Here is a 19090-nt window from a genome sequence, read left to right as displayed (position 1 = left end):
GAAAAGGAGATTATTATGTTATATATTAATGTAATTGATAAAGAAATTTTAGAAGTCACGGATCAGAAAGTTGATGATTTTGAAGTCATTGATGTTAGTACTATTGATGGATTTAGTAGGTTAGAATATGTTGTTTCTGAGGCTATTGAAGCGAAGTTAGAAGGAATTTTTTCTGAAAAAGAAGAAGTCATTAATAGTTTCGATATAAAAGTTTCGACAGAAAATCGCTCATTTAACGAGTTGGCAGATATGTTTCAGGAGAGAGATATTGATATCCCTGACGTGCAGCGAAAATTTGTTTGGGATACCCAAAAATGTTCAAAACTAATAGAGTCTATTCTAATGGGGCTTCCTATCCCACCTTTATTTTTTATGGAAAAAGGTCAGAATAAATACGAGGTTATTGATGGCCTTCAGCGATTAACAGCTATCAGCAATTTTATCCTTGGAAATAACTGGGGAAGTATAACAAACAGCGTTCAAAGGAATGTACCAGCTAAGCTCTCTTCAAATGTAGATTCATCGATTGCCAATAAAAGATTTGATGAATTGAGCCCAGAAGACCAAAAAAATAAAGAGAGCTACTGTTACAGTTATTGATTTTAGACAAATTGTACCAGATAATGATCGAGCTAAGTATTTGATTTTTGAAAGAATAAATACGGATTCAGAATTGTTAAATGCAATGCAAATTAGGAAAGCTCTTGCTTATGGGGGATTTATTTCCAGTTTATATGAAAATGCGAATAAAAGTGAGCCACTAAGAGTTATTTTTGGGAAACAGCACATTAATAAAGATAGACATGTTGAATTTTTACTAGGAGTATATGTTACTTACAAAATTTTACAAGGGAAATTTCAATCAGATAGTCGGTACCAGAAATATATATTAAATGATTTTTGTGAAGAAAACAAAGATGACATAATTGAAAGTGATTTTATTGAATTATTTAATAAAAATCTAGAGTTGCTAGAACAGAATTTTGACACTAGAAGCATTTTTAAAAAGGTTGATGACCAAGGAAATTTTCATGGGAATAGAAATAACAATATTGCAGAAGTCCTTTTAGCTACTTCTATTTTGGAAAAATCGCAAATAAATTCCTCGGTAGTTGAAAAATATAAGAAATATATTTCAGAAAATATTGAGAAATTTGCTGTTAATAAGGTCACAGGAGATCTTTTACGTGAAAGGCACACTATTTGTAGGAGTATTTTAGAGGTTTAAAATGACTTTAAAAATAATTCATGGAATTGATTTCGTAGAGCAAATAAATGCATTGGAAAAGAAGTATAATAACGTTGTTACAGCAAAAAATTTCTTAGATGATAACCGTAGTGAATTTAGGAGAGCAATTTTATCAATTAGTGATGAAAGAAACAGTGAAAATTATTTTGCGATTTCCGAGTCTATAAAAGAAACAGAACGCTCATTATTGATAAGATGTTATACTATTGCTGAGCAACTGCTAAAAGAGACGAAATATCAGCTTTTAGGCTATGATAATCTTGATAGAACAGATTATCAGACTGTTTTAGAGTATAAATTAGAACCCAATAAGTTTTCACCTAATCCTAAATTCGATGAAATTAACAAATTCTTTAAGCGTTATCATTCAAATAAGTTATTTTTAAAAAAATTAGAATTATATGATAACATGATTAGTGATCGTCATAGATATGCTCACAAAGGCGAATTTACTTTTGATATCTCGAACGTACCCAAAATTAAAGAAGTATTGCTCTACTTAGAATTCGAATATAGAATGTTTCTTCAAAAAAGTTCTTATTGTAGACTTCTCAAGATACTTAATTCTGTAAGTTCCATGAAGGGGAATATGCAAGTAAAACAAGCTAGTTTTACAAATAATAGGATAGAGATTTGTGGTTTAATTCTAGAAGTTATTGAGTTACTTCGTAATGAAAACTGCGTAATCAAAGATTTTAGTGATGTATTAAGTGAAATCAGTGCAGAAGAGAATTTTGCAATTATTCAACAGAAATTGGAAAATTACCGAAACTCTAAACAAGTATTATTCATGGGGTGACTCCCCATGCAATCAACCTACCAAATCGACACCCCCAATATTCCTTATCAAACCAAGCGGGACCTTTGGCAGACGGGTTTTGGTTTGCAAAATATGGATGATATAACGCCGTCTGCTTTACATGGTAAATCTGGGTGAGAAGCAGGCGTGTGTTGAAGAAACCTACTGTGAGATTTATGAAGAGATTTCTCATCACCATGTGTCTGAGGTCTCTTAGATACAGGAGCTAGATTTAATTTCCTTTAGAATTGCAGAGCTACTTTCATGCAACGATTTTACTTGCAATTCTACCCTGTATTTGCCTATTAACAAGGAACTATTTGACAGAATTTTTGATGAGACTATTCGTGTAAGAATATTTCGCGAGACCAATATCAGTAAAACTGAAGTCGGTCCTAAACGATGACAGTATAGTTTATGTGGCTTATATCATAATTCAAACAATGCTGAAGTATGATTTTCAGTAGGAGAAGCTGTTTTCTTACATTGGTATGAAAAAGATAGATAAGGGGCGCCATCTGAAAAAACTCATCTGTAGTATTTGATAGATTCAGCCTTTCTGTGAGGGCAATACTTGGACAGTACGATTTGTCTACTGAAGGGATATATTAAGAACTAGGATAGCAGAAAAGCAAGATTGAGGACTGTCTCAGAATTCTTTTAACTTGTTTTAAGCGGACAAGAGTAGTGTATATTACAGTTTATTTTCTATGGTGTCTCATCTGCTTCATTCCACACAAAAACTCGACACCAACTGGTGTCGAGTTTCTTTATATAATACCGATCTCATCTGGCAGGGTAATGGTTTCTTTGCCATTTTTATCGATGACAAGAATGGTGCGTGGGTAGAAGGGGTCAAATTTCATGGGCAAGTCGATGGTAATGGAATTGGGATACTGTTCCTGTGAAAAGGTGAGAGTAATCTTGTCTTTTTGGTTTTTTAGGGTAAATTTGATAATGTGTTTGAGGGGGATGACGCCCTTGAGATAGTTGTCGATGACGAACCAAAAGCTATCAATGATTTCGTCTGGCAGGGATGTGACAACGCCAAAGCTGGCATAGCGTCCTTTCGTATTTGTGAAAGCCATAGGGAATGTCCTTTCTTTCATTTGCGGTATGAAAAAAGCCTGTTAACCAGGATTTTTCGTGTATGCAACTTTAACGATTTCTTAGTTCTAAATATCGTTTGTACCAAATGTTGACATAGGCGTCTGAGAAGGGGCCTTTTTCTTGGTTAATCCAGTCTACTAAAATTTTGACATGTTCTTTCAGAATAAAGTCAATATCGGTTGGATAATGCATGAGTTTTCGGTGGCGTTCGTACTCATCAACGTCTAGCAGTCGCTTTTCTCCATCCGCAAATACTTTGACATCGAGGTCGTAATCGATGTACTTCAAGGCTTCGCTATCAAGGATATACGGACTTGCCAGGTTGCAGTAGTAGGACACGCCTGTATCGCGAATCATGGCAATAATGTTGAACCAATATTTTTTATGGAAGTAGACAATGGCCGGTTCCCGTGTGACCCAACGTCTGCCATCATGCTCGGTGACCAAGGTGTGGTTGTTGACACCGATGATAGCATTTTCCGTTGTTTTTAGTACCATGGTGTCGCGCCAAGTGCGGTGCAGATCACCATTATGTTTATAACTTTGAATTGTAATAAAGTCGCCTTCTTTTGGTAATTTCACTTGGATACCAACTTTCTACAATTACAATTTAATCCTTAACAGTATACCATACTTCTATGAAAATGGCTAGCTTAGAAATACTCTCTGAGGGCACTGCGAATGTCATCATAGCTGTATCCTTTACGGGCCAATGCTTGTGTTAATCGTTGTTTGAGCTCGTAACCTTCATACTTTCTGGCATATTTTCGTTCTTGTTTTTCCAGCTCCTTGAAAATGAGTTCCTCTTCCTGCTCTTGGTCCTTCTCCAAGTCTAAGTTTTGGATGGCTTCCTTAGCTTGGGAGGAGGTAAAGCCTTTGGTGGTCAATTGTTGGAGGAGTTTGGTGCGCAGGGCTTCTAGTGGGAGTTTTCCGTCATATTTGCGGTAAAGTTTCTGACTGACCCGCTCTGCTATTTCCGAAAAATCTTCATGATCCAAGACTTGGGCGACGATAAATTTGGCAATGCCCTTCTGAGCCATTTTCTGTGCTAAAACGAAGGGGCCCTTGTCGCCTGATGAGGCATTTTGCTCGACCATGAGCTGGGCAATTTTAAGGTCGTTGATCCAGTTTTCTTTTTCCAGCTGATCTAAGATAGTCGGGATCAAGCTATCCTCAATTTCGTGCTTGACCAGATAATCATGGACTTCTCTGCGCGTGCGTTGCTTGAAGGAAATATGGTAAAGCGCCAGATTTTTTCCAGAAGAAAACTGAGCAAACTCTCGGATTTCCTTAAATTCTTGCTCGGAAATGTCCATGCCTTTAGACAACATAAATCGCACGATGGTGTCTTCCGTGATATAACATTTTTCCTGACTATCCAGCTCTAGCAGATAGAGACGTTTCTTTTTTTCGATTTTTGTAATACGCATATTAAGATGCTAAGAGCGTTAAGAAAGCGAGAAGAAAATAGGAAACCGACAAAGTGTGCTTGCGCACAAGGAGGTTTATCTTTTTCTCGACGCTTTTAGCTCGGGCTCAATTCCTTTCAAAGTAAGTTTCATGTTTCAGACGCTAGCGTCAAGGAGTCGTTTATCTTTTTCACACAGTCCCTAGTCCGAATTCAGTTCCTTTCTCTATAGTTTATTCGTCATTCCTTCATCCAAATGCTTCAAAGGCGGCAACGAGTTGCAATTTTTCAAGGTCAACTGTGTCACGACCATAGCAATCTAGGAAATAGTCGATATAGGCATCGGTTTCGAGATTATAATGGAGTGACCAAATTGTCCAATAAAGGTCAATATGTTTGTCACTAAAGCCTGCGAGACCGACATCAATAAAACAAGAGAAAGTCTGAGCGTCTTTCAAAATGAGATTTGGTAGGCAGGCGTCACCGTGAATAAAGGTATCCGCCGTTAAGAGGTGTCCTTTTTCCTTGATGAGGGCGTGGGCAGCTTTGCGGTCAGATATGCCAAAATAGGGAAGTAAGGCTTTTTCATAAAAAGTGCCAGATTGATAGTTTTGCTCTGCTATAGCGCGATAGCGATTCAATCTATCTGTCACCGGGAAATGTTCTGGCTTGAGTTGGTGGAGCTCTTTAAGAGCCTTGGCGAATGTCTGGCATAGTTGCTTCGGTTGGTTGAGAAAGGCTAAGGCGTTTTGACTGTCAGCGGCTTTGGTTAGTAAATAATCCCTGTCTGTGCTAATATATTCAAGTAGATTAACGCCAAGATGAACTTGCTCAAACCACTTGATTAAGATAGCTTCTTCTTTCAACTTTCCTTTTTGGTCGATTTTGAGATAGGCTTTATTGCCAAGCTGAAAAACTTTTGCGCCTGAGTGACCAGAGGTATCTTTGATATCTTGCTCTTGAAGGTATGGTTGAAGCTTGTGTGGTAGAGACTGCCGCAAGTCTTGAAATGGAGCACTTATCATGGTTTTATTGTACCATATTGGCTAAAAAATCCAGCAAATCGTGGTATAATATGGCTATGAATATTTAAGTAAAACAACGGATTCCGCTGAAAATTAAGCGGATGGGCATCAATGGTGAGGGAATTGGTTTCTACAAGAAAACTTTGGTGTTTGTGCCAGGTGCCCTCAAAGGTGAAGAGGTTTTTTGTCAGGTGACGGCTGTCAAGCGCAATTTTGCTGAGGCAAAACTCCTTAAAATCAATAAACAATCCAAGCACCGAGTGGAACCAGCTTGCCCTATTTATAAGGAATGTGGTGGTTGTCAAATTATGCATCTGCGCTATGACCAGCAGCTCAAGTTCAAGGATGATGTGGTCGCGCAGGGGTTGAAAAAATTCAAACCACAGGGTTATGGAAATTTTGAAATCCGTCCGACAATTGGCATGGAAAAACCGCAGCATTACAGAGCTAAATTGCAATTCCAAACACGGTCCTTTGGGGGCTCTGTAAAAGCTGGTTTGTTTGCGGAAGGCAGTCATCATCTGGTGGACATTCAGGATTGTTTGGTGCAGGACCAGCTGACCCAGAAGATCATTAACCGTGTCGTTGCACTCTTGGACAAATACAAAGTTCCCATTTACAACGAACGTAAGATCGCAGGAGTGCGGACAGTTATGATTCGAAAAGCTCAAGCGACTGACCAAGTTCAGTTGATTTTTGTGACCAGCCGTGACCTTCGTTTGACACCTCTTATCAAGGATCTGGTAGCGGATTTTCCACAGATTAAGACCATTGCGCTCAATCTCAATCCTTCAAAATCTAGTGACATTTATGGAGATAAGACGGAGATTCTCTGGGGACAGGAAACCATTCAAGAAGAGGTACTGGACTACGGATTTAGCCTTTCTCCACGCGCCTTTTATCAGCTCAATCCCCAACAGACCGAGATTCTTTATGGACAAGCTGTCGCTGCACTTGATGTGACGGAAAGTGACCATATTATCGATGCTTACTGCGGCGTTGGCACTATTGGCTTCGCCTTTGCGGGTAAAGCGAAAAGCGTGCGCGGTATGGATATTATCCCTGAAGCCATCGAAGATGCTAGGAAAAATGCCCAAGCAATGGGTTTTGATAATTGCTACTATGAAGCTGGCAAGGCAGAGGACATTATTCCGCGCTGGTACAAGGAAGGCTACCGAGCAGATGCCATGATTGTGGACCCACCACGAACAGGTCTTGATGATAAGCTCCTTTCAACCATCCTCCAATACCAACCAGCCAAGATGGTCTATGTGTCTTGTAACACCTCTACATTGGCGCGTGATTTGGTAGAACTCGCAAAAATCTACGATGTTCATTACATTCAAAGTGTGGATATGTTCCCGCATACGGCTAGGACCGAGGCTGTAGTGAAATTAGTCAAGAAGGAAAAGTAAATATGCCGATTCAGATTAGACAGGAGACCGAAGAAGATTTCATCAGCGTAAACGATATAGTTTACCAAGTTTTTTGACTGCCGAGCACAGTGATGGAAACGAGCATCAATTGGTTGCTATCCTGCGTCAGTCACCGTCCTATGTACCGAGTCTATCTTTAGTAGCTCATAATGGGGAACAGTTAGTAGGTCATGTATTGTTGACAGAAGCGAAAGTAGGTGATCAAATTGTTTTAGCCTTGGCTCCATTAGCAATTCTACCTTCATGGCAGGGAAAAGGAGTTGGGACACTTTTGGTAGAAGAAGCACACCACCGCGCTAGTAAACTAGGCTATCAAACGCTTGTTGTTTTGGGAGATCCAGCTTACTATGGTCGTTTTGGATACTATCCAGCTAGCCAAATTGGGATTTTAGCGCCATTTGAAGCGCCTGATGATTATTTCATGGCGAAATCTCTTGACAGTGAAAATTGTCACTACGAGGGAGTCATTCAGTACGATTCGGCTTTTGGAATCTAGGGGGGCTTTTATGTATCAAATCGGAGATATAGGATGCACCCTTTCTAACCCTACCATCCGTCACGCGACTCGTGGAGTTGTCATCAATGAAAAGAATGAAATGATTATTCTGATATACAAAAAGTATCATTTTTCTGTGCTTCCTGATGGAGGCCTATATAAAGGGGAAAGTCCAGAAGTTGGTTTTCGGCGCGAGGTGTTTGAAGAAACGGGCTTTGATTGTCAGATTATCGCGACCTTACCGACCATTGAGGGTTACCGAGCAAGTAAAAATCTCATTCAATATCATCATGCCTTCTTTGCACGCATCACGAGTTTTTCTGGACCACAGCAGTTGGATGATGGGGAAATAGCAGATGGGATTGACATACATTTCTTCCATTTTTTCAAGGAATGTCACACCTCTTTGAACAAGAGGCTCAAACCTTTCAGCAAACCTGTCTTTCAAAACGAGATTGCCTGATCTTAAAAGAAGCTCTGCTATTTTTCTATAAGGAAAAACTCAGTTGAAAATCGGTTGCCAAAGCTTTCAAACAAACTTATAATGTGATTACAACCATGAAAGAGAGGGAGATTTCTGATGTTTGATTCGGAAAGTGAGCGTCCACTGTACTTACAGCTGGTGGATGTTTTGGAAAAACAAATGAAAGACACCATGTCTCCTAATGAGAAATTATCATCTGAGAGAGAATTAACTCAAATTTTTGGAGTCAGTCGGATAACGGTTCGCTTGGCCTTGCAGGAGCTGGAAAAGCGGGGCTTGGTGTATAAAAAGCATGGCAAGGGTACTTGCGTCTCAGAAATTCCAAGTTCAGCTTGGGATTTGTCGTCGGCGTATAGCTTTACAGAGCAGATGCGCAAGATTGGCAAGAAACCACAAACTCAGATTTTATCCTTTATTCAAACGGAGGCTTCTGAGCAAGTGGCTAAAGAGTTGCAAATCAATATGGGAGATTTAGTTTTTGAGCTGGAACGCCTGCGTTTGGCGGATGGTATGCCTATCATGTTGGAGCGTTCCTATGTGCCAGCTGCTTATTTCGTGGATTTGACGCAGCAAGATCTGGAAGAAAAGCCTCTCTATGAGATTTTTGAGAAGGATTACCATCAGCATATCCGTTTGGCAGAGGAAGAGTTTTATGCTAGTGTGGCTTTGGACAATGAAGCACATTGGCTTCAAATTAAGGGTGGAACTCCTGTCTTGCATTTTTGGCGTAAGGCCTATAATGATAAAAACATCATCATCGAGTATACGCTTAGTATCGCGCGTGCGGACCAGTTTCGCTACAAGGTTTATCATCGCCGCGGGGAATAGCATGAAAAAGAGTTTGGGACAAAAAACAGTTCCCAACTCTTTTAAAATGATTTTTCGAAAGTGCACAGTGATCAGGAGCCCAAACTTTTCTCAAAAGTGCCATTGAACTGTTGAGCTGTGCGGAGGTGGAGTGGAAAGTCCTGAGAATAGACTTTTTTAGGGCGAACATCTAAAAAAATAAAATAGAGACAAAGTCGCATTTCTTCAAAATGACGGATTTTGTCTCTAGTCTTTTTTATCGTTTATTCGCTTTAATTTCAAATTTGAAGAATTTCCAGTGTTTGTAGCTTTCAACGTATTCTAAGATGTCATCGCTGGTGCTCGATTGGGTCATTTTTGTCTGGAAAATAGCGGGTTCTTGTGATTCCATTTTTAATTGCTCAGCCGCAAAATCTGGTGTTGGAAAAACAACTTCGTTGCTTTCAGTGTAAGGTTCTTCAGACATGTGAATGTTAAAATCCAATTTAAAGCGTTGGTGGAGGGATTTGAAATGTTCCAGCGGTGCTTGAGGGTTTTGGATATAGCGCGTAGGGATATAAGATTGATGATACAGATAAGGGTTAGAATTTGCAGTACGAAGGCGGACAATCTTGTAGTAAATTTCTTGCTTGTCCAGACCTAATTTTTCTAAAATGGCAGGGTCATTTCCTTTTTCACATGAAAGAACATGGACGTGATCGGTGTTAGGGGAGAAGAGTTCAATATCGGAAAACTCAACCAATTTACCCTTTCGTGGCCGCGAAATGAAGGTGCCTTTTCCTTGTTTTCGGATTAAGTAGCCATCTTTAACCAACTCATTAACCGCCCGTATAACTGTAATAGAGCTGACGTTGTAGAGTTTGGTCAATTCTGCTTCTGTGTAGAATTTATCTCCGTTTTCAAATTTACCGGACACAATTTGTTGTTTTAAGTCATTTTGAATCAGTTGGTATTTTGGTGCTTTCATCATTTTCTTGAATTTATTATACTAACTTGTCAATGAAATTTCAAAATTTTTCATAGAAAAAGCAAGAATTTGATTTCATTTTTAGACATATCCATGCAGAGTGGGATGCTGAAAGAACATTCTGCCTAAAGCAAATATACAGTTTTCCATGTATGAGAATCATTTTTTTCTTTTTACTGATCTTTTACAAAAGTTGAATTAGAACCAGAAATGAAGAATCCCAACCGCAAACAGGTTGGCGTTTTGGGTGGAAATTTTAATCCGGTCCACAATGCCCATTTGGTGGTGGCAGATCAGGTGCGCCAGCAGCTCAATTTGGATGAGGTCTTGCTCATGCCAGAATTTACCCCACCTCATGTGGACAAGAAGAAGACCATTGATGAATTGCATCGTCTAAACATGCTCAAAATGGCTATAGCGAGAGTGGACGGACTTGGTATTGAAACTATTGAGTTGGAGCGTCGCGGTATTAGCTATACCTACGATACCATGAAAATCTTGACCGAGAAGAATCCTGACACCGATTATTACTTCATCATTGGAGCGGATATGGTGGATTACCTGCCAAAATGGTACAAAATTGATGAATTGGTGGACATGATCCAGTTTGTCGGCGTGCAACGTCCGCGTTACAAGGCTGGGACTTCTTATCCCATCATCTGGGTGGATGTGCCCCTCATGGATATTTCCTCTAGCATGGTGCGTGACTTCATCAAAAAAGGACGGATGCCTAATTATCTTCTCCCTCATGATGTGCTGGATTACATCGAAGAAAAAGGACTCTACCTATGATGGATTACAGTGCTTATATTGATTTGAGCCGACAGGAGCTTTTGGAAAAGGTGCAGAGCGCTATGGGCCCAAAACGTTTTGAACATGTCTTAGGTGTGGAAAAGGCAGCTTTGGAATTAGCTGCGCGCTACAATGCAGATGCGACCAAGGCAAGCTTAGCGGCCCTTTTGCACGACTATGCAAAAGAACGACCAGACCAAGATTTTCTGGACATCATTGACCAGTATGGATTGGATCAGGGCCTTAAAAACTGGGGAAATAATATTTGGCATGGCATGGTAGGCTCCCATATCATCCGTCAAGAATTTGGATTAGAAGATGATGAGATTCTACAAGCTGTTGAGCGTCATACGGTGGGTGCTAGCCAGATGACACTGCTTGATAAGGTGCTTTATGTCGCAGATTACATTGAACCAGGGCGAGATTTTCCAGATGTGGATGAGGCACGCGCTATCGCAAAGCAAGATTTGGATCAAGCTGTCGCTTACGAAACAGCCCATACCATTGCTCACCTAGCCAGTAAAGGCATACCTATTTACCCACAGATCTTGGAAACTTATAATGCTTATGTGAAGTATTTAAAAGATACAAAAAAGAAATAAAAAAGGAAGTAAACTCTTGAACAAAACAGAACTTTTAGAAATCGTGGTTAAGGCTGCGGATGAAAAACGTGCAGAAGATATTGTAGCTCTTGACTTGGAAGGCTTGACGAGTTTGGCAGACTATTTTGTCATTGCGAGTTCAACCAACAGCCGTCAATTGGAAGCTATCGCAGAAAATATCCGTGTAAAAGTTAAAGAAGCTGGTGGTGATGCTAGTCACATCGAAGGCGACAGCAAAACAGGCTGGGTGCTCCTAGACCTCAATGACGTTGTGGTACATGTCTTCTCAGAAGACGAACGCTATCACTACAACCTTGAAAAACTCTGGCATGACACTCCAGTTGTAGATGTAGAAAACTATTTAGTGTAACAAAAACAGTCGTAAGGCTGTTTTTCTGTATGAAATTTGGATGAAAGGAATATAACGGCTGCTTGTTCAGGATATATTTGAACACGTGCTAAAGACTGGGTTGAGAAGATAGATTTCCTTGTGTGTCTGAACACATCGTCAAAATTCGCATCTGTCTACGATGCTATCATGGACGACAGTCTCTACGATTTGCGGACTGACTTTTCGCTCCGCCATTTACAAAAAACAAAAGATCAGAAAAAGTTGCTGGAATTGGCTTGCGGGACGGGCATCCAGTCTGTGCGCTTTGCGCAAGCTGGCTTTGATGTGACGGGCTTAGACCTTAGTCAAGAAATGCTGGATGTGGCGGAAAAGCGCGCCGCTTCTGCCAAAGTCAAGGTGGATTTCCTGCAAGGAAACATGCTGGATCTGTCGCGAGCTGGGAAGTATGATTTTGTGACTTGTTACTCGGACTCCATCTGCTACATGCAGGATGAAGTGGAAGCGGGAGATGTCTTTAAAGAAGTCTACAATGCCTTAAATGATGGCGGTGTTTTCATCTTTGATGTGCATTCGACCTACCAGATAGATGAGGTTTTTCCAGGTTATTCCTACCATGAAAATGCGGATGATTTTGCCATGATTTGGGATTCCTACGAAGATGAGGCGCCACACTCGGTTGTCCATGAATTAACCTTCTTTATCCAAGATGAAGATGGACGGTTTACCCGTTTTGATGAAGTCCACGAAGAACGGACCTATGACGTTTTGACCTATGACATCCTGCTGGAGCAAGCAGGATTTAGCTCCTTCAAACTCTATGCCGACTCTGAAGACAAAGAACCAACTGAGACAAGTAAAAGATGGTTTTTTGTGTGTGAGAAGTAAAAATTTTCTAAAATTTTATAGATATGAGGGGTTAGAGTAATCAACTATGTTATCAATAATAGGTTTGATTTCTCCATTTTTCTCTTTCGAAGAAATTTTTAATGAAGATAAAAGTAAGCTTTTGCAAAATATAGTAAACTTTTCTTTTGTCTTACTATTTATATTAGTGCTTGTTTTAATATTAGTTTATTTGTTTGCTGTATTCAAAAATAAAAAAGTTGTTTCAAAATTCCACAATAATCATGAATTATCTGTAATGTTTGGAAATACTTTACAATTACAAGATATTAGTCGATATAATGTTATAATCCCTGTTAATCGTTGCTTTGATACGGTAGTAGATAATGATTTAATTTCAGAGAATACACTTCATGGAAAGTTACTTAAACTTTTGTACGAACAAGGTAGGTTTACGGAACAGTGTTTGGATGAATATATTCAAGATGAGCTCTATAAAAGAGGATGTGAATTTGAATTACTTGACACTAAAAAGAAGAGCAAAGGAAATCTAAGGCGTTATAAAGAGGGTTCCATAGTTGAACTTACAGTGGAAAATGTCAATTACTTTTTAGTTGGTTTTAGCAAATTTGATTCTGATTTACATGCGAGCGTTTCACAGAAGGAATACTCAGATAGCATGAGTGCAATTTTAGAATACATTGATAAGAGGTCTCAGGTGTTTTTAACTTATCTCCCGTTGATTGGTGGTGGGCATTTGTCTGCTTATGCGGACGAACAAGTTTTGTTGGACTTTATGTTGAAACTATTCCAACTAAATGAAGAGAAAATTAACTGTAATATTAATATTGTTTTGCCCGAGCAAGCTCGAAGCAGGGTTTCTATCCTATAGGAAGGTAATTATGGTTGGAAATGGAAAAGTGCGTAAACCGTTAAGCGTTTTTGTTAGTTCAAAATGCGATGGAAAATATCGAGATATTCGTAATAAAATTTTTGAAGAATTAAATAAATTACCGCTAATTGAGCCCTTTGTATATGAGGAAGCTCCTGCAAGTTCAATTCCTTCTAGAGAAGCATATACATTAGAATTAGAACATACTGACTTATTTGTTTGTATTATTGATAATGCTGATGGAGTTTCAGAGACAGTAATGGATGAAATAACAAAAGCTCAAAAAATAGATTTATATCAGTTGTATTTCTTTTGTTCTGAATCAAATAATAATGTGACAGACTTGCAAAAAAGCTTAGATGGGGGACAACATCCAAAATATATTGTTGTAGAATGTTTTAGAGATATCCCAGAAAAAGTCATTGGAGCGATTAATACAGACATTGTTCAGAGGTATAGCTATAAAAATTTTCAGCAGAAGGAAAATGAGACCGAGTCAGAAGTTATATTTAACGGCGATGCTCAAAGCTATTCTCTTAAGAATTCTATAAAAACAAGTGTCATTTCGAATCATATAATGCGTACTATTGGAATAAGTTTTAATCCTGAGTTGGAAATTTCTGAATTCGATAAGCGCTTGTTACAATTTTTTAAAGCTATAATAAAACTAAGAAAATTTGATTTTCTTAGTTTTGATAAACTTGTGAAAGATATTTTAGAATTACATAGTGAGCCGATTAAAGGGATATTGGAACTACGATTTGAGGTGATGAAGTCTTATTTAAAAGAAGATTTTGAACGGACGATTACACTTCTATCTGATATTCTAAGAAAGTCTGCGGACGATTTTCATATTCCACTATGGATTGCAAATAATATTGCTATTGATTTGAGAACTGTTATTAATGAAAATGATAATTTGAATAATCAATGGCATTCTGAAAATGAAGGTCAACTTTTTATTGACAACAGAAAAGAAGAGTTACACTTTCCGTTATTAGATCGTAAAGAGAAATTATTACAAGAACAACTAAATAAAGTGTATTTTGGGAGCTTAAATAGTAATACCCAGTTTAATCTTCAGAACATGGGCATGTTTGATTATCTACAAGAAATTTTTCTATTGGCATTACTGTATGGCTCAATTACTCATTTGTCTATTTTTATTAAAGATTTGATTGATACATTTAGTATGTTAAATAGAGTGTATTCTGACTATGATATTCAAAAGGAATTAGTGAGATTAATGGTTGTTGAAGGTGATAGAAAGGAATTGAAGCGACACATGGCTTACCGTTCAGAGCAACAGTTATTCATTTCCGATGGAGATATCACTAAGGTATTTGATAGCATTAGAAATATTCCACATATATATAGACGGTATAAAGCTTTGCTGGTAATGATGACTGAATTCTCGGATTATTTAAATAAAGAGACTTTTGATGTGGAAGCACTAAATCTCATTGGTTATATTATTCAGTGGCTAAGAGAAGAAATTCCAACGTTAAATTTAGAGAGTTATGTTTTCTCTTTTTTGAAAAAAGTGCTTATTCGCTTGGAAAATAAGTCTTTTATACCAATAATTGATATTATTTTCAAAAGTAAACTCAGAAGGTTTTATCGTAGTATTTTTGATGTGATGGGAAGATTAGACTATAGCAATTTTTCGAAAACTGAACAAAATAGAATTTTTGGCTACTTAATGTCTGTTTTCGATGATGACAAAGCAGATGCTAATCCATATGATAAGTTTGGTGATGCGATCATTTGCTTCAGTAAACAAGCTGCGATTGATATGAAAGAATTGGAACGAATACTGGAGGAAAGATATACAAAGCATTATCAAGAGTTTTATCTATTAGAATTGAATCACCAAGAATCAGCAGAAGATTTTATAGATTTACTTTTGGATAGAATTGATAAAGATAATCTAAATCAAGGTTTAAACGGAGTTTACTCATATGGTGGTGATGACTATGGAACGATTAGGAATATCATAAAGCAGAATGATTTAGTATTATCACCAAATATGTTGAACAAAGCTATAAAGACGTGTTTAGTGACAATTTCTGTAGACAGACAGAAAATAGGTGAAAAAATTCATGCTGTGGAGCTACTGATGCTTCTCTATTCTAAACATGTATATTCAATAAACTGGACTGAAGAAGTGATTGATAAAATCAAGTCAATTAATATAGATGAATTCAAAGATTACGGAGATGTTCTGTTTGGTTTAGGAAATACAAAGGCTGTTTTAAAATTATCTCTTTTTTTATTTTTAAGTATTTTCGATAAGGAATACAATCAATTATTTATTAACCAACTTTTAATGATGAAAAGTGATGAAGAAAGAGAGGGTAATCGTAGTCTAGAAGTGGTTATTCGATTCTTGAAAAACAGTCATCCTAATGATGTGGACAGAGAAGTTTTAACGGCTATTTCTTATTTTTCTAGATATTCGTTAAATTCTAAATCAATTCATCTTCAACAATTAGCGATATATTGTTTAATGAACTTAACTCGATTCACATGCATAAATGAGTTGGCTTTAAATCAAATATCAATCTATTGGGATATGGCAACAAGCGAGGTTAAACTTGTTATATTATCAAATTTTGAAATATTGAATGCAGAGATTGAATTTAAAAAATTTCTGCTAGCAAAAGCGATGCGAGATAATCATTACCTTGTAAGAGAAAGAGCAGAAGTTCTGGATGAAAGGAGCCTTCATGACCATCACAGGAATTATTGCTGAATTTAATCCCTTCCATAATGGGCATAAGTACTTGCTTTCGCAGGTGTCTGGTCTCAAGATTGTTGCCATGTCGGGCAATTTCATGCAGCGGGGAGAGCCTGCCATCATTGATAAATGGACACGAGCACAGATGGCGCTTGAAAATGGTGCTGATATTGTGGTGGAGCTTCCTTTTCTGGTCTCCGTGCAGTCGGCTGACTATTTCGCTCAGGGGACGGTGGATATTCTTTCGCAGCTTGGTGTTCAGCGTCTGGCTTTTGGCACAGAAGAAGTTCTGGACTATGCTCACATTTCACAGGTCTATGAGGAGCATGGCAGAGCCGTGGAGTCTTATCTTCAAACGCTACCAGAAGAGCTGTCCTACCCACAGAAAACACTGCTCATGTGGGACAAGTTTGCGGGCATTCAGTTTTCTGGTGACACGCCAAATCATATCTTAGGGCTTGCCTATGCAAAAGCTTGCGCTGGTAGGTCGATTCAGCTCCAGCCCATTCAGCGGACTGGGCAAGGCTTTCATTCGGAAGAAAAGAGCCAAATTGCTTCGGCCACTGCCATTCGAAAACACATTACGGACAGTGAGTTTGTAACGACTGCCATGCCTTCAGCAGAGTTGCTGTTGTCTTCTCCACGCGTAACATGGGAGGATTATTTTGTCCTGCTCCGCTATCAGATTTTGACCCATCAAGATTTGACCCAGATTTTTCAGGTGAATGAAGAAGTAGCCAATCGACTTCGCTCTGCTATTAGGAGCGCAGCGACGGTGGAAGAGCTAGTGGAGAAAGTTGCCACCAAGCGCTATACTAGGGCACGAGTGCGTCGTATCTTGACTTATGTCTTAGTGCAAGCGATGGAAAACCAACTGCCAACAGCTGTTCACGTACTGGGATTTAGTGAAAAGGGGCGAGAACATCTCAAGACTTTAAAAAAATTGGTTCAACTGGTCAGCCGGATTGGTAGTCAACCTTGGGATCTGTTGACCCAGCAGGCGGATAGTGTCTATCAATTAGGCAATCCTGCCATGCCAGAACAAACCTTTGGGCGCGTGCCTCTTCAAGTGAAAAAAAAGCCAATCAGCCATCTCCAAATGTGAGGATGTCTTTGTTCAAATATGCATTATCTCTAACATCTAGTCCATGGACTAGATGTTTTTGTGTAAAAGAAAACCCTAGGTCAAGTCTGGCTCAACCTAAGGTTAGTGATTAATAGAGGACGAGTTTATCCCACTCATATAAACCGTATCTTTCGATTACACTAATGAGTTTATTGCTATATTCAGGATCTGTTGCGTACCCAGCAGCCTGCAAAGCAACTGCTGCGGATTTGTAATCTCTTTGACCAAAGACAGCTTGGTAGCGATTCTTACGCCATTCTGTAGAGGTAAAGAAGTTCGCATGGTCGCGAATGGATTCATCCCAAGAGCTATAAGTTCGAAAAGCGGCATCAACAATGATTGCTTTGCCATCTTTGTATTCTTTGGTAGGGAGAATGACTTGTCCACCTGTCCAATCTGTGCTGACTTTGATACCAAATAAATTATAATTAGGTGCCTGACCGAGTGCTGAATTTCCCCATCCGGACTCCAAAATTGCTTGCGCTGCAGAAATAGATGGTAAGATTCCGTTACTGTACCAGCCATCTAGAGCACCTTGTTGAATGCGTGCTAGAAAGTCTGCTTTTCCTTGCTCTAATTGGACTTGTTGTTGACCGATAGCTTCTGCTTCTGTCAGGCCATAAAAGGCGATGCCTTCTTGATTCCAACCGCGCGTGCTAAGGACATTGTATTCATTCCTATCACGAGTATAGAGATGTTTTTTCATCCCCTCATGGTAGAGACGATAGATAGGAAGACTTCCATAAGAGTTATAGGCAAAGCCTTCTTGGCTCCAACCTCGAGTGGCAAGCACATTGTATTCATTGATGTCCTTGGTGTAAAGATGGACTTTTAGCCCATTGTGATAGAGGCGATAGACACTCTCTCCACCTTGGTCTGCTGTATTCCAAGTTAAACCTTCTTGATTCCAACCACGACCTGCTAATACAGTGTATTCATTTGTATCTTTAGTATAGAGATGCACTTTTAAGTCTGGATTGTAAAGGCGATAGAGGCCAGTACTAGCGGAAACACTAGCGTGAACAACGAGAAAAGCAAACAATAAGCCGCTTAAAATTCCCATTTGAAGTAAGGTTTTCTTCATGATATTCCCCTTCTAGAATTCGGTAAGACTAATTCTAGCATTTATCTGGAGAACCTTCAATACCTTTGTGTTAGGAAATAAATTGTTTTCTCTTGACCCTCACATTACGTGATAGAATATACTAGAGTTATGAGGCGCAAGCTTCATGGAGAGGAGTCCCATGAAAACGGTAAAAGAAATCAGTCAAATGAGCGGGGTAAGCGTACGAACCTTGCATCATTATCATAAAATCGGGCTACTAGTGCCTGCTAATATGTCACCTGCAGGGTATCGACTCTATGACGATAGGAATGTGGCACGCCTGCAGCAGATTTTACTCTACCGCGAGTTGGAATTTCCTCTCAAAGACATCAAAAACATTTTAGATGCCGAAGATTTTGATTCATACGCTGCGCTAGATCAGCAGATTGTCTTCTTAGAAGAAAAAATCCGTCATCTGGAAGGCGTTATCAATCATGCCAAGGCATTACAAAGAGGAGGAAATAATATGAATTTTACAGCTTATGACAAATCGCAATTGGATGATCTTCAAGCAGAAGCTAAAGAACGCTGGGGAGATACGACCGCCTATATCAACTATGAACAGAAAGCGAGTTACTCAGTCATTCAACAGGAAATGCAAGCTATTTTTTCAGGCTTTGGTGAAATGAAAAATCGAGAAATCAGCGATTCTCGCGTTCAAAAACAAGTCAAGAGTTTGCAAGATTACATCACCGAACATTTTTACTTATGCACCGATGAAATTCTAGCTGGACTCGGTAGCTTGTACGTCGAAGATGAGAGCTTTAAACAGAATATTGACCAAGCGGGTGGACTGGGAACAGCAAGCTTTGTCAGCTCTGCCATCGCTCATTGTTGCCAGTAAACCAGCCTCTTAA

General features: G+C 38.9%; 22 protein-coding genes. 16 read left to right on the top strand and 6 right to left on the bottom strand.

Going from position 1 to position 19090, the window contains the following annotated elements; genetic code table 11:
• Positions 1 to 15: 15 nt before the first annotated feature.
• From AEX56_RS05435 to AEX56_RS09260, 4 genes are read left to right on the top strand one after another with little or no spacing between them, the layout of a single operon-like run.
• Entirely contained in the window at positions 16 to 600 is a 585-nt protein-coding gene (locus AEX56_RS05435) for a DUF262 domain-containing protein (protein ID WP_049618174.1), read from the top strand.
• Between the two features lie 40 nt (positions 601 to 640).
• Complete coding sequence (locus tag AEX56_RS05430) at positions 641 to 1228, top strand: hypothetical protein (protein WP_131541981.1); 588 nt, start codon at positions 641 to 643, stop codon at positions 1226 to 1228.
• Between the two features lies 1 nt (position 1229).
• Positions 1230 to 2048 (top strand): hypothetical protein, encoded by an 819-nt coding sequence (locus tag AEX56_RS05425; RefSeq protein WP_049618172.1) that lies wholly within the window; start codon positions 1230 to 1232, stop codon positions 2046 to 2048.
• A gap of 6 nt (positions 2049 to 2054) precedes the next feature.
• Entirely contained in the window at positions 2055 to 2186 is a 132-nt protein-coding gene (locus tag AEX56_RS09260; protein ID WP_269082021.1) for a hypothetical protein, read from the top strand.
• A gap of 632 nt (positions 2187 to 2818) precedes the next feature.
• Here the strand turns inward: AEX56_RS09260 and AEX56_RS05420 are convergent.
• The 4 genes from AEX56_RS05420 to AEX56_RS05405 all read right to left on the bottom strand — a co-directional run bounded on the left by AEX56_RS05420 (position 2819) and on the right by AEX56_RS05405 (position 5591).
• Positions 2819 to 3136, bottom strand: coding sequence for a DUF960 domain-containing protein (locus tag AEX56_RS05420; RefSeq protein WP_049618171.1), 318 nt, complete (start codon positions 3134 to 3136; stop codon positions 2819 to 2821).
• Between the two features lie 70 nt (positions 3137 to 3206).
• On the bottom strand, positions 3207 to 3740 hold the full coding sequence (ntdP, locus tag AEX56_RS05415; protein ID WP_049618170.1) for a nucleoside tri-diphosphate phosphatase: 534 nt from the start codon (positions 3738 to 3740) through the stop codon (positions 3207 to 3209).
• A 71-nt stretch (positions 3741 to 3811) separates the two neighbouring features.
• Entirely contained in the window at positions 3812 to 4588 is a 777-nt protein-coding gene (gene recX / locus AEX56_RS05410; protein WP_049618169.1) for a recombination regulator RecX, read from the bottom strand.
• 226 nt (positions 4589 to 4814) lie between these two features.
• Positions 4815 to 5591 carry a phosphotransferase gene (locus AEX56_RS05405; RefSeq protein WP_049618168.1) on the bottom strand — a complete coding sequence of 259 codons (777 nt, stop codon included), beginning with the start codon at positions 5589 to 5591 and terminating at the stop codon, positions 4815 to 4817.
• Between the two features lie 80 nt (positions 5592 to 5671).
• On the opposite strand from AEX56_RS05405, the gene rlmD reads away from it, so the two are divergent.
• The 4 genes from rlmD (at position 5672) to AEX56_RS05385 (ending at position 8835) form a co-directional block, all read left to right on the top strand.
• Positions 5672 to 7006 (top strand): 23S rRNA (uracil(1939)-C(5))-methyltransferase RlmD, encoded by a 1335-nt coding sequence (rlmD, locus tag AEX56_RS05400; RefSeq protein ID WP_443031017.1) that lies wholly within the window; start codon positions 5672 to 5674, stop codon positions 7004 to 7006.
• A 73-nt stretch (positions 7007 to 7079) separates the two neighbouring features.
• Positions 7080 to 7523, top strand: a complete 444-nt coding sequence (locus AEX56_RS05395) for a GNAT family N-acetyltransferase (RefSeq protein ID WP_201776490.1) — start codon at positions 7080 to 7082, stop codon at positions 7521 to 7523.
• A 10-nt stretch (positions 7524 to 7533) separates the two neighbouring features.
• The gene (locus tag AEX56_RS05390) at positions 7534 to 7986 is read left to right on the top strand and encodes an NUDIX hydrolase (protein ID WP_049618166.1); all 453 of its coding nucleotides are present in this window, start codon (positions 7534 to 7536) and stop codon (positions 7984 to 7986) included.
• 117 nt (positions 7987 to 8103) lie between these two features.
• On the top strand, positions 8104 to 8835 hold the full coding sequence (locus AEX56_RS05385) for a GntR family transcriptional regulator (protein WP_049618165.1): 732 nt from the start codon (positions 8104 to 8106) through the stop codon (positions 8833 to 8835).
• A gap of 235 nt (positions 8836 to 9070) precedes the next feature.
• Here AEX56_RS05385 and AEX56_RS05380 read toward each other — a convergent pair whose 3' ends face one another.
• On the bottom strand, positions 9071 to 9781 hold the full coding sequence (locus AEX56_RS05380) for a GntR family transcriptional regulator (RefSeq protein WP_049618164.1): 711 nt from the start codon (positions 9779 to 9781) through the stop codon (positions 9071 to 9073).
• 210 nt (positions 9782 to 9991) lie between these two features.
• Between AEX56_RS05380 and AEX56_RS05375 the strand changes: the two genes are divergently transcribed.
• The 7 genes from AEX56_RS05375 to AEX56_RS05345 all read left to right on the top strand — a co-directional run bounded on the left by AEX56_RS05375 (position 9992) and on the right by AEX56_RS05345 (position 17107).
• Positions 9992 to 10573, top strand: a complete 582-nt coding sequence (locus AEX56_RS05375) for a nicotinate-nucleotide adenylyltransferase (RefSeq protein ID WP_049618163.1) — start codon at positions 9992 to 9994, stop codon at positions 10571 to 10573.
• Positions 10573 to 11175, top strand: a complete 603-nt coding sequence (yqeK, locus tag AEX56_RS05370; protein ID WP_049618287.1) for a bis(5'-nucleosyl)-tetraphosphatase (symmetrical) YqeK — start codon at positions 10573 to 10575, stop codon at positions 11173 to 11175. Before AEX56_RS05375 ends, yqeK begins: the two co-directional genes overlap by 1 nt.
• Before the next feature lie 16 nt (positions 11176 to 11191).
• Positions 11192 to 11545, top strand: a complete 354-nt coding sequence (gene rsfS / locus AEX56_RS05365; protein ID WP_049618162.1) for a ribosome silencing factor — start codon at positions 11192 to 11194, stop codon at positions 11543 to 11545.
• A 168-nt stretch (positions 11546 to 11713) separates the two neighbouring features.
• Positions 11714 to 12412, top strand: coding sequence for a class I SAM-dependent methyltransferase (locus tag AEX56_RS05360; protein WP_049618161.1), 699 nt, complete (start codon positions 11714 to 11716; stop codon positions 12410 to 12412).
• A 46-nt stretch (positions 12413 to 12458) separates the two neighbouring features.
• On the top strand, positions 12459 to 13262 hold the full coding sequence (locus AEX56_RS05355) for a macro domain-containing protein (RefSeq protein ID WP_053093937.1): 804 nt from the start codon (positions 12459 to 12461) through the stop codon (positions 13260 to 13262).
• A gap of 10 nt (positions 13263 to 13272) precedes the next feature.
• The gene (locus AEX56_RS05350; protein WP_049618160.1) at positions 13273 to 16017 is read left to right on the top strand and encodes a hypothetical protein; all 2745 of its coding nucleotides are present in this window, start codon (positions 13273 to 13275) and stop codon (positions 16015 to 16017) included.
• Positions 15992 to 17107 carry a nucleotidyltransferase gene (locus AEX56_RS05345; protein WP_049618159.1) on the top strand — a complete coding sequence of 372 codons (1116 nt, stop codon included), beginning with the start codon at positions 15992 to 15994 and terminating at the stop codon, positions 17105 to 17107. Before AEX56_RS05350 ends, AEX56_RS05345 begins: the two co-directional genes overlap by 26 nt.
• A 109-nt stretch (positions 17108 to 17216) precedes the next feature.
• On the opposite strand, the gene AEX56_RS09005 is transcribed toward AEX56_RS05345, so the two are convergent.
• Positions 17217 to 18212: a glucosaminidase domain-containing protein gene (locus AEX56_RS09005; protein ID WP_053093936.1), complete on the bottom strand. Its 996-nt coding sequence runs from the start codon at positions 18210 to 18212 to the stop codon at positions 17217 to 17219.
• A gap of 160 nt (positions 18213 to 18372) precedes the next feature.
• Between AEX56_RS09005 and AEX56_RS05335 the strand changes: the two genes are divergently transcribed.
• Positions 18373 to 19077, top strand: coding sequence for a MerR family transcriptional regulator (locus AEX56_RS05335; protein ID WP_049618158.1), 705 nt, complete (start codon positions 18373 to 18375; stop codon positions 19075 to 19077).
• Positions 19078 to 19090: the final 13 nt, after the last annotated feature.

The organism is Streptococcus sp. X13SY08, assembly GCF_001182825.2.
Lineage (GTDB): Bacteria > Bacillota > Bacilli > Lactobacillales > Streptococcaceae > Streptococcus.
The sequence above is the reverse complement of the archived record's forward strand: the minus strand, read 5'-3'. Positions and strand labels throughout refer to the sequence as shown.

What these genes read in the sequence shown, in the direction of transcription:
- AEX56_RS05405 (WP_049618168.1), bottom strand. Translation starts at nt 5,591, where the DNA reads ATGATAAGTGCTCCATTTCAAGACTTGCGGCAGTCTCTACCACACAAG.
- AEX56_RS09005 (WP_053093936.1), bottom strand. Translation starts at nt 18,212, where the DNA reads ATGAAGAAAACCTTACTTCAAATGGGAATTTTAAGCGGCTTATTGTTT.
- AEX56_RS05335 (WP_049618158.1), top strand. Translation starts at nt 18,373, where the DNA reads ATGAAAACGGTAAAAGAAATCAGTCAAATGAGCGGGGTAAGCGTACGA.
- AEX56_RS05375 (WP_049618163.1), top strand. Translation starts at nt 9,992, where the DNA reads ATGAAGAATCCCAACCGCAAACAGGTTGGCGTTTTGGGTGGAAATTTT.
- AEX56_RS05425 (WP_049618172.1), top strand. Translation starts at nt 1,230, where the DNA reads ATGACTTTAAAAATAATTCATGGAATTGATTTCGTAGAGCAAATAAAT.
- AEX56_RS05380 (WP_049618164.1), bottom strand. Translation starts at nt 9,781, where the DNA reads ATGAAAGCACCAAAATACCAACTGATTCAAAATGACTTAAAACAACAA.
- AEX56_RS05435 (WP_049618174.1), top strand. Translation starts at nt 16, where the DNA reads ATGTTATATATTAATGTAATTGATAAAGAAATTTTAGAAGTCACGGAT.
- AEX56_RS05345 (WP_049618159.1), top strand. Translation starts at nt 15,992, where the DNA reads ATGACCATCACAGGAATTATTGCTGAATTTAATCCCTTCCATAATGGG.
- AEX56_RS05355 (WP_053093937.1), top strand. Translation starts at nt 12,459, where the DNA reads ATGTTATCAATAATAGGTTTGATTTCTCCATTTTTCTCTTTCGAAGAA.
- recX (WP_049618169.1), bottom strand. Translation starts at nt 4,588, where the DNA reads ATGCGTATTACAAAAATCGAAAAAAAGAAACGTCTCTATCTGCTAGAG.
- AEX56_RS05360 (WP_049618161.1), top strand. Translation starts at nt 11,714, where the DNA reads ATGGACGACAGTCTCTACGATTTGCGGACTGACTTTTCGCTCCGCCAT.
- AEX56_RS05420 (WP_049618171.1), bottom strand. Translation starts at nt 3,136, where the DNA reads ATGGCTTTCACAAATACGAAAGGACGCTATGCCAGCTTTGGCGTTGTC.
- yqeK (WP_049618287.1), top strand. Translation starts at nt 10,573, where the DNA reads ATGGATTACAGTGCTTATATTGATTTGAGCCGACAGGAGCTTTTGGAA.
- AEX56_RS05390 (WP_049618166.1), top strand. Translation starts at nt 7,534, where the DNA reads ATGTATCAAATCGGAGATATAGGATGCACCCTTTCTAACCCTACCATC.
- AEX56_RS05350 (WP_049618160.1), top strand. Translation starts at nt 13,273, where the DNA reads ATGGTTGGAAATGGAAAAGTGCGTAAACCGTTAAGCGTTTTTGTTAGT.
- AEX56_RS05385 (WP_049618165.1), top strand. Translation starts at nt 8,104, where the DNA reads ATGTTTGATTCGGAAAGTGAGCGTCCACTGTACTTACAGCTGGTGGAT.
- AEX56_RS09260 (WP_269082021.1), top strand. Translation starts at nt 2,055, where the DNA reads ATGCAATCAACCTACCAAATCGACACCCCCAATATTCCTTATCAAACC.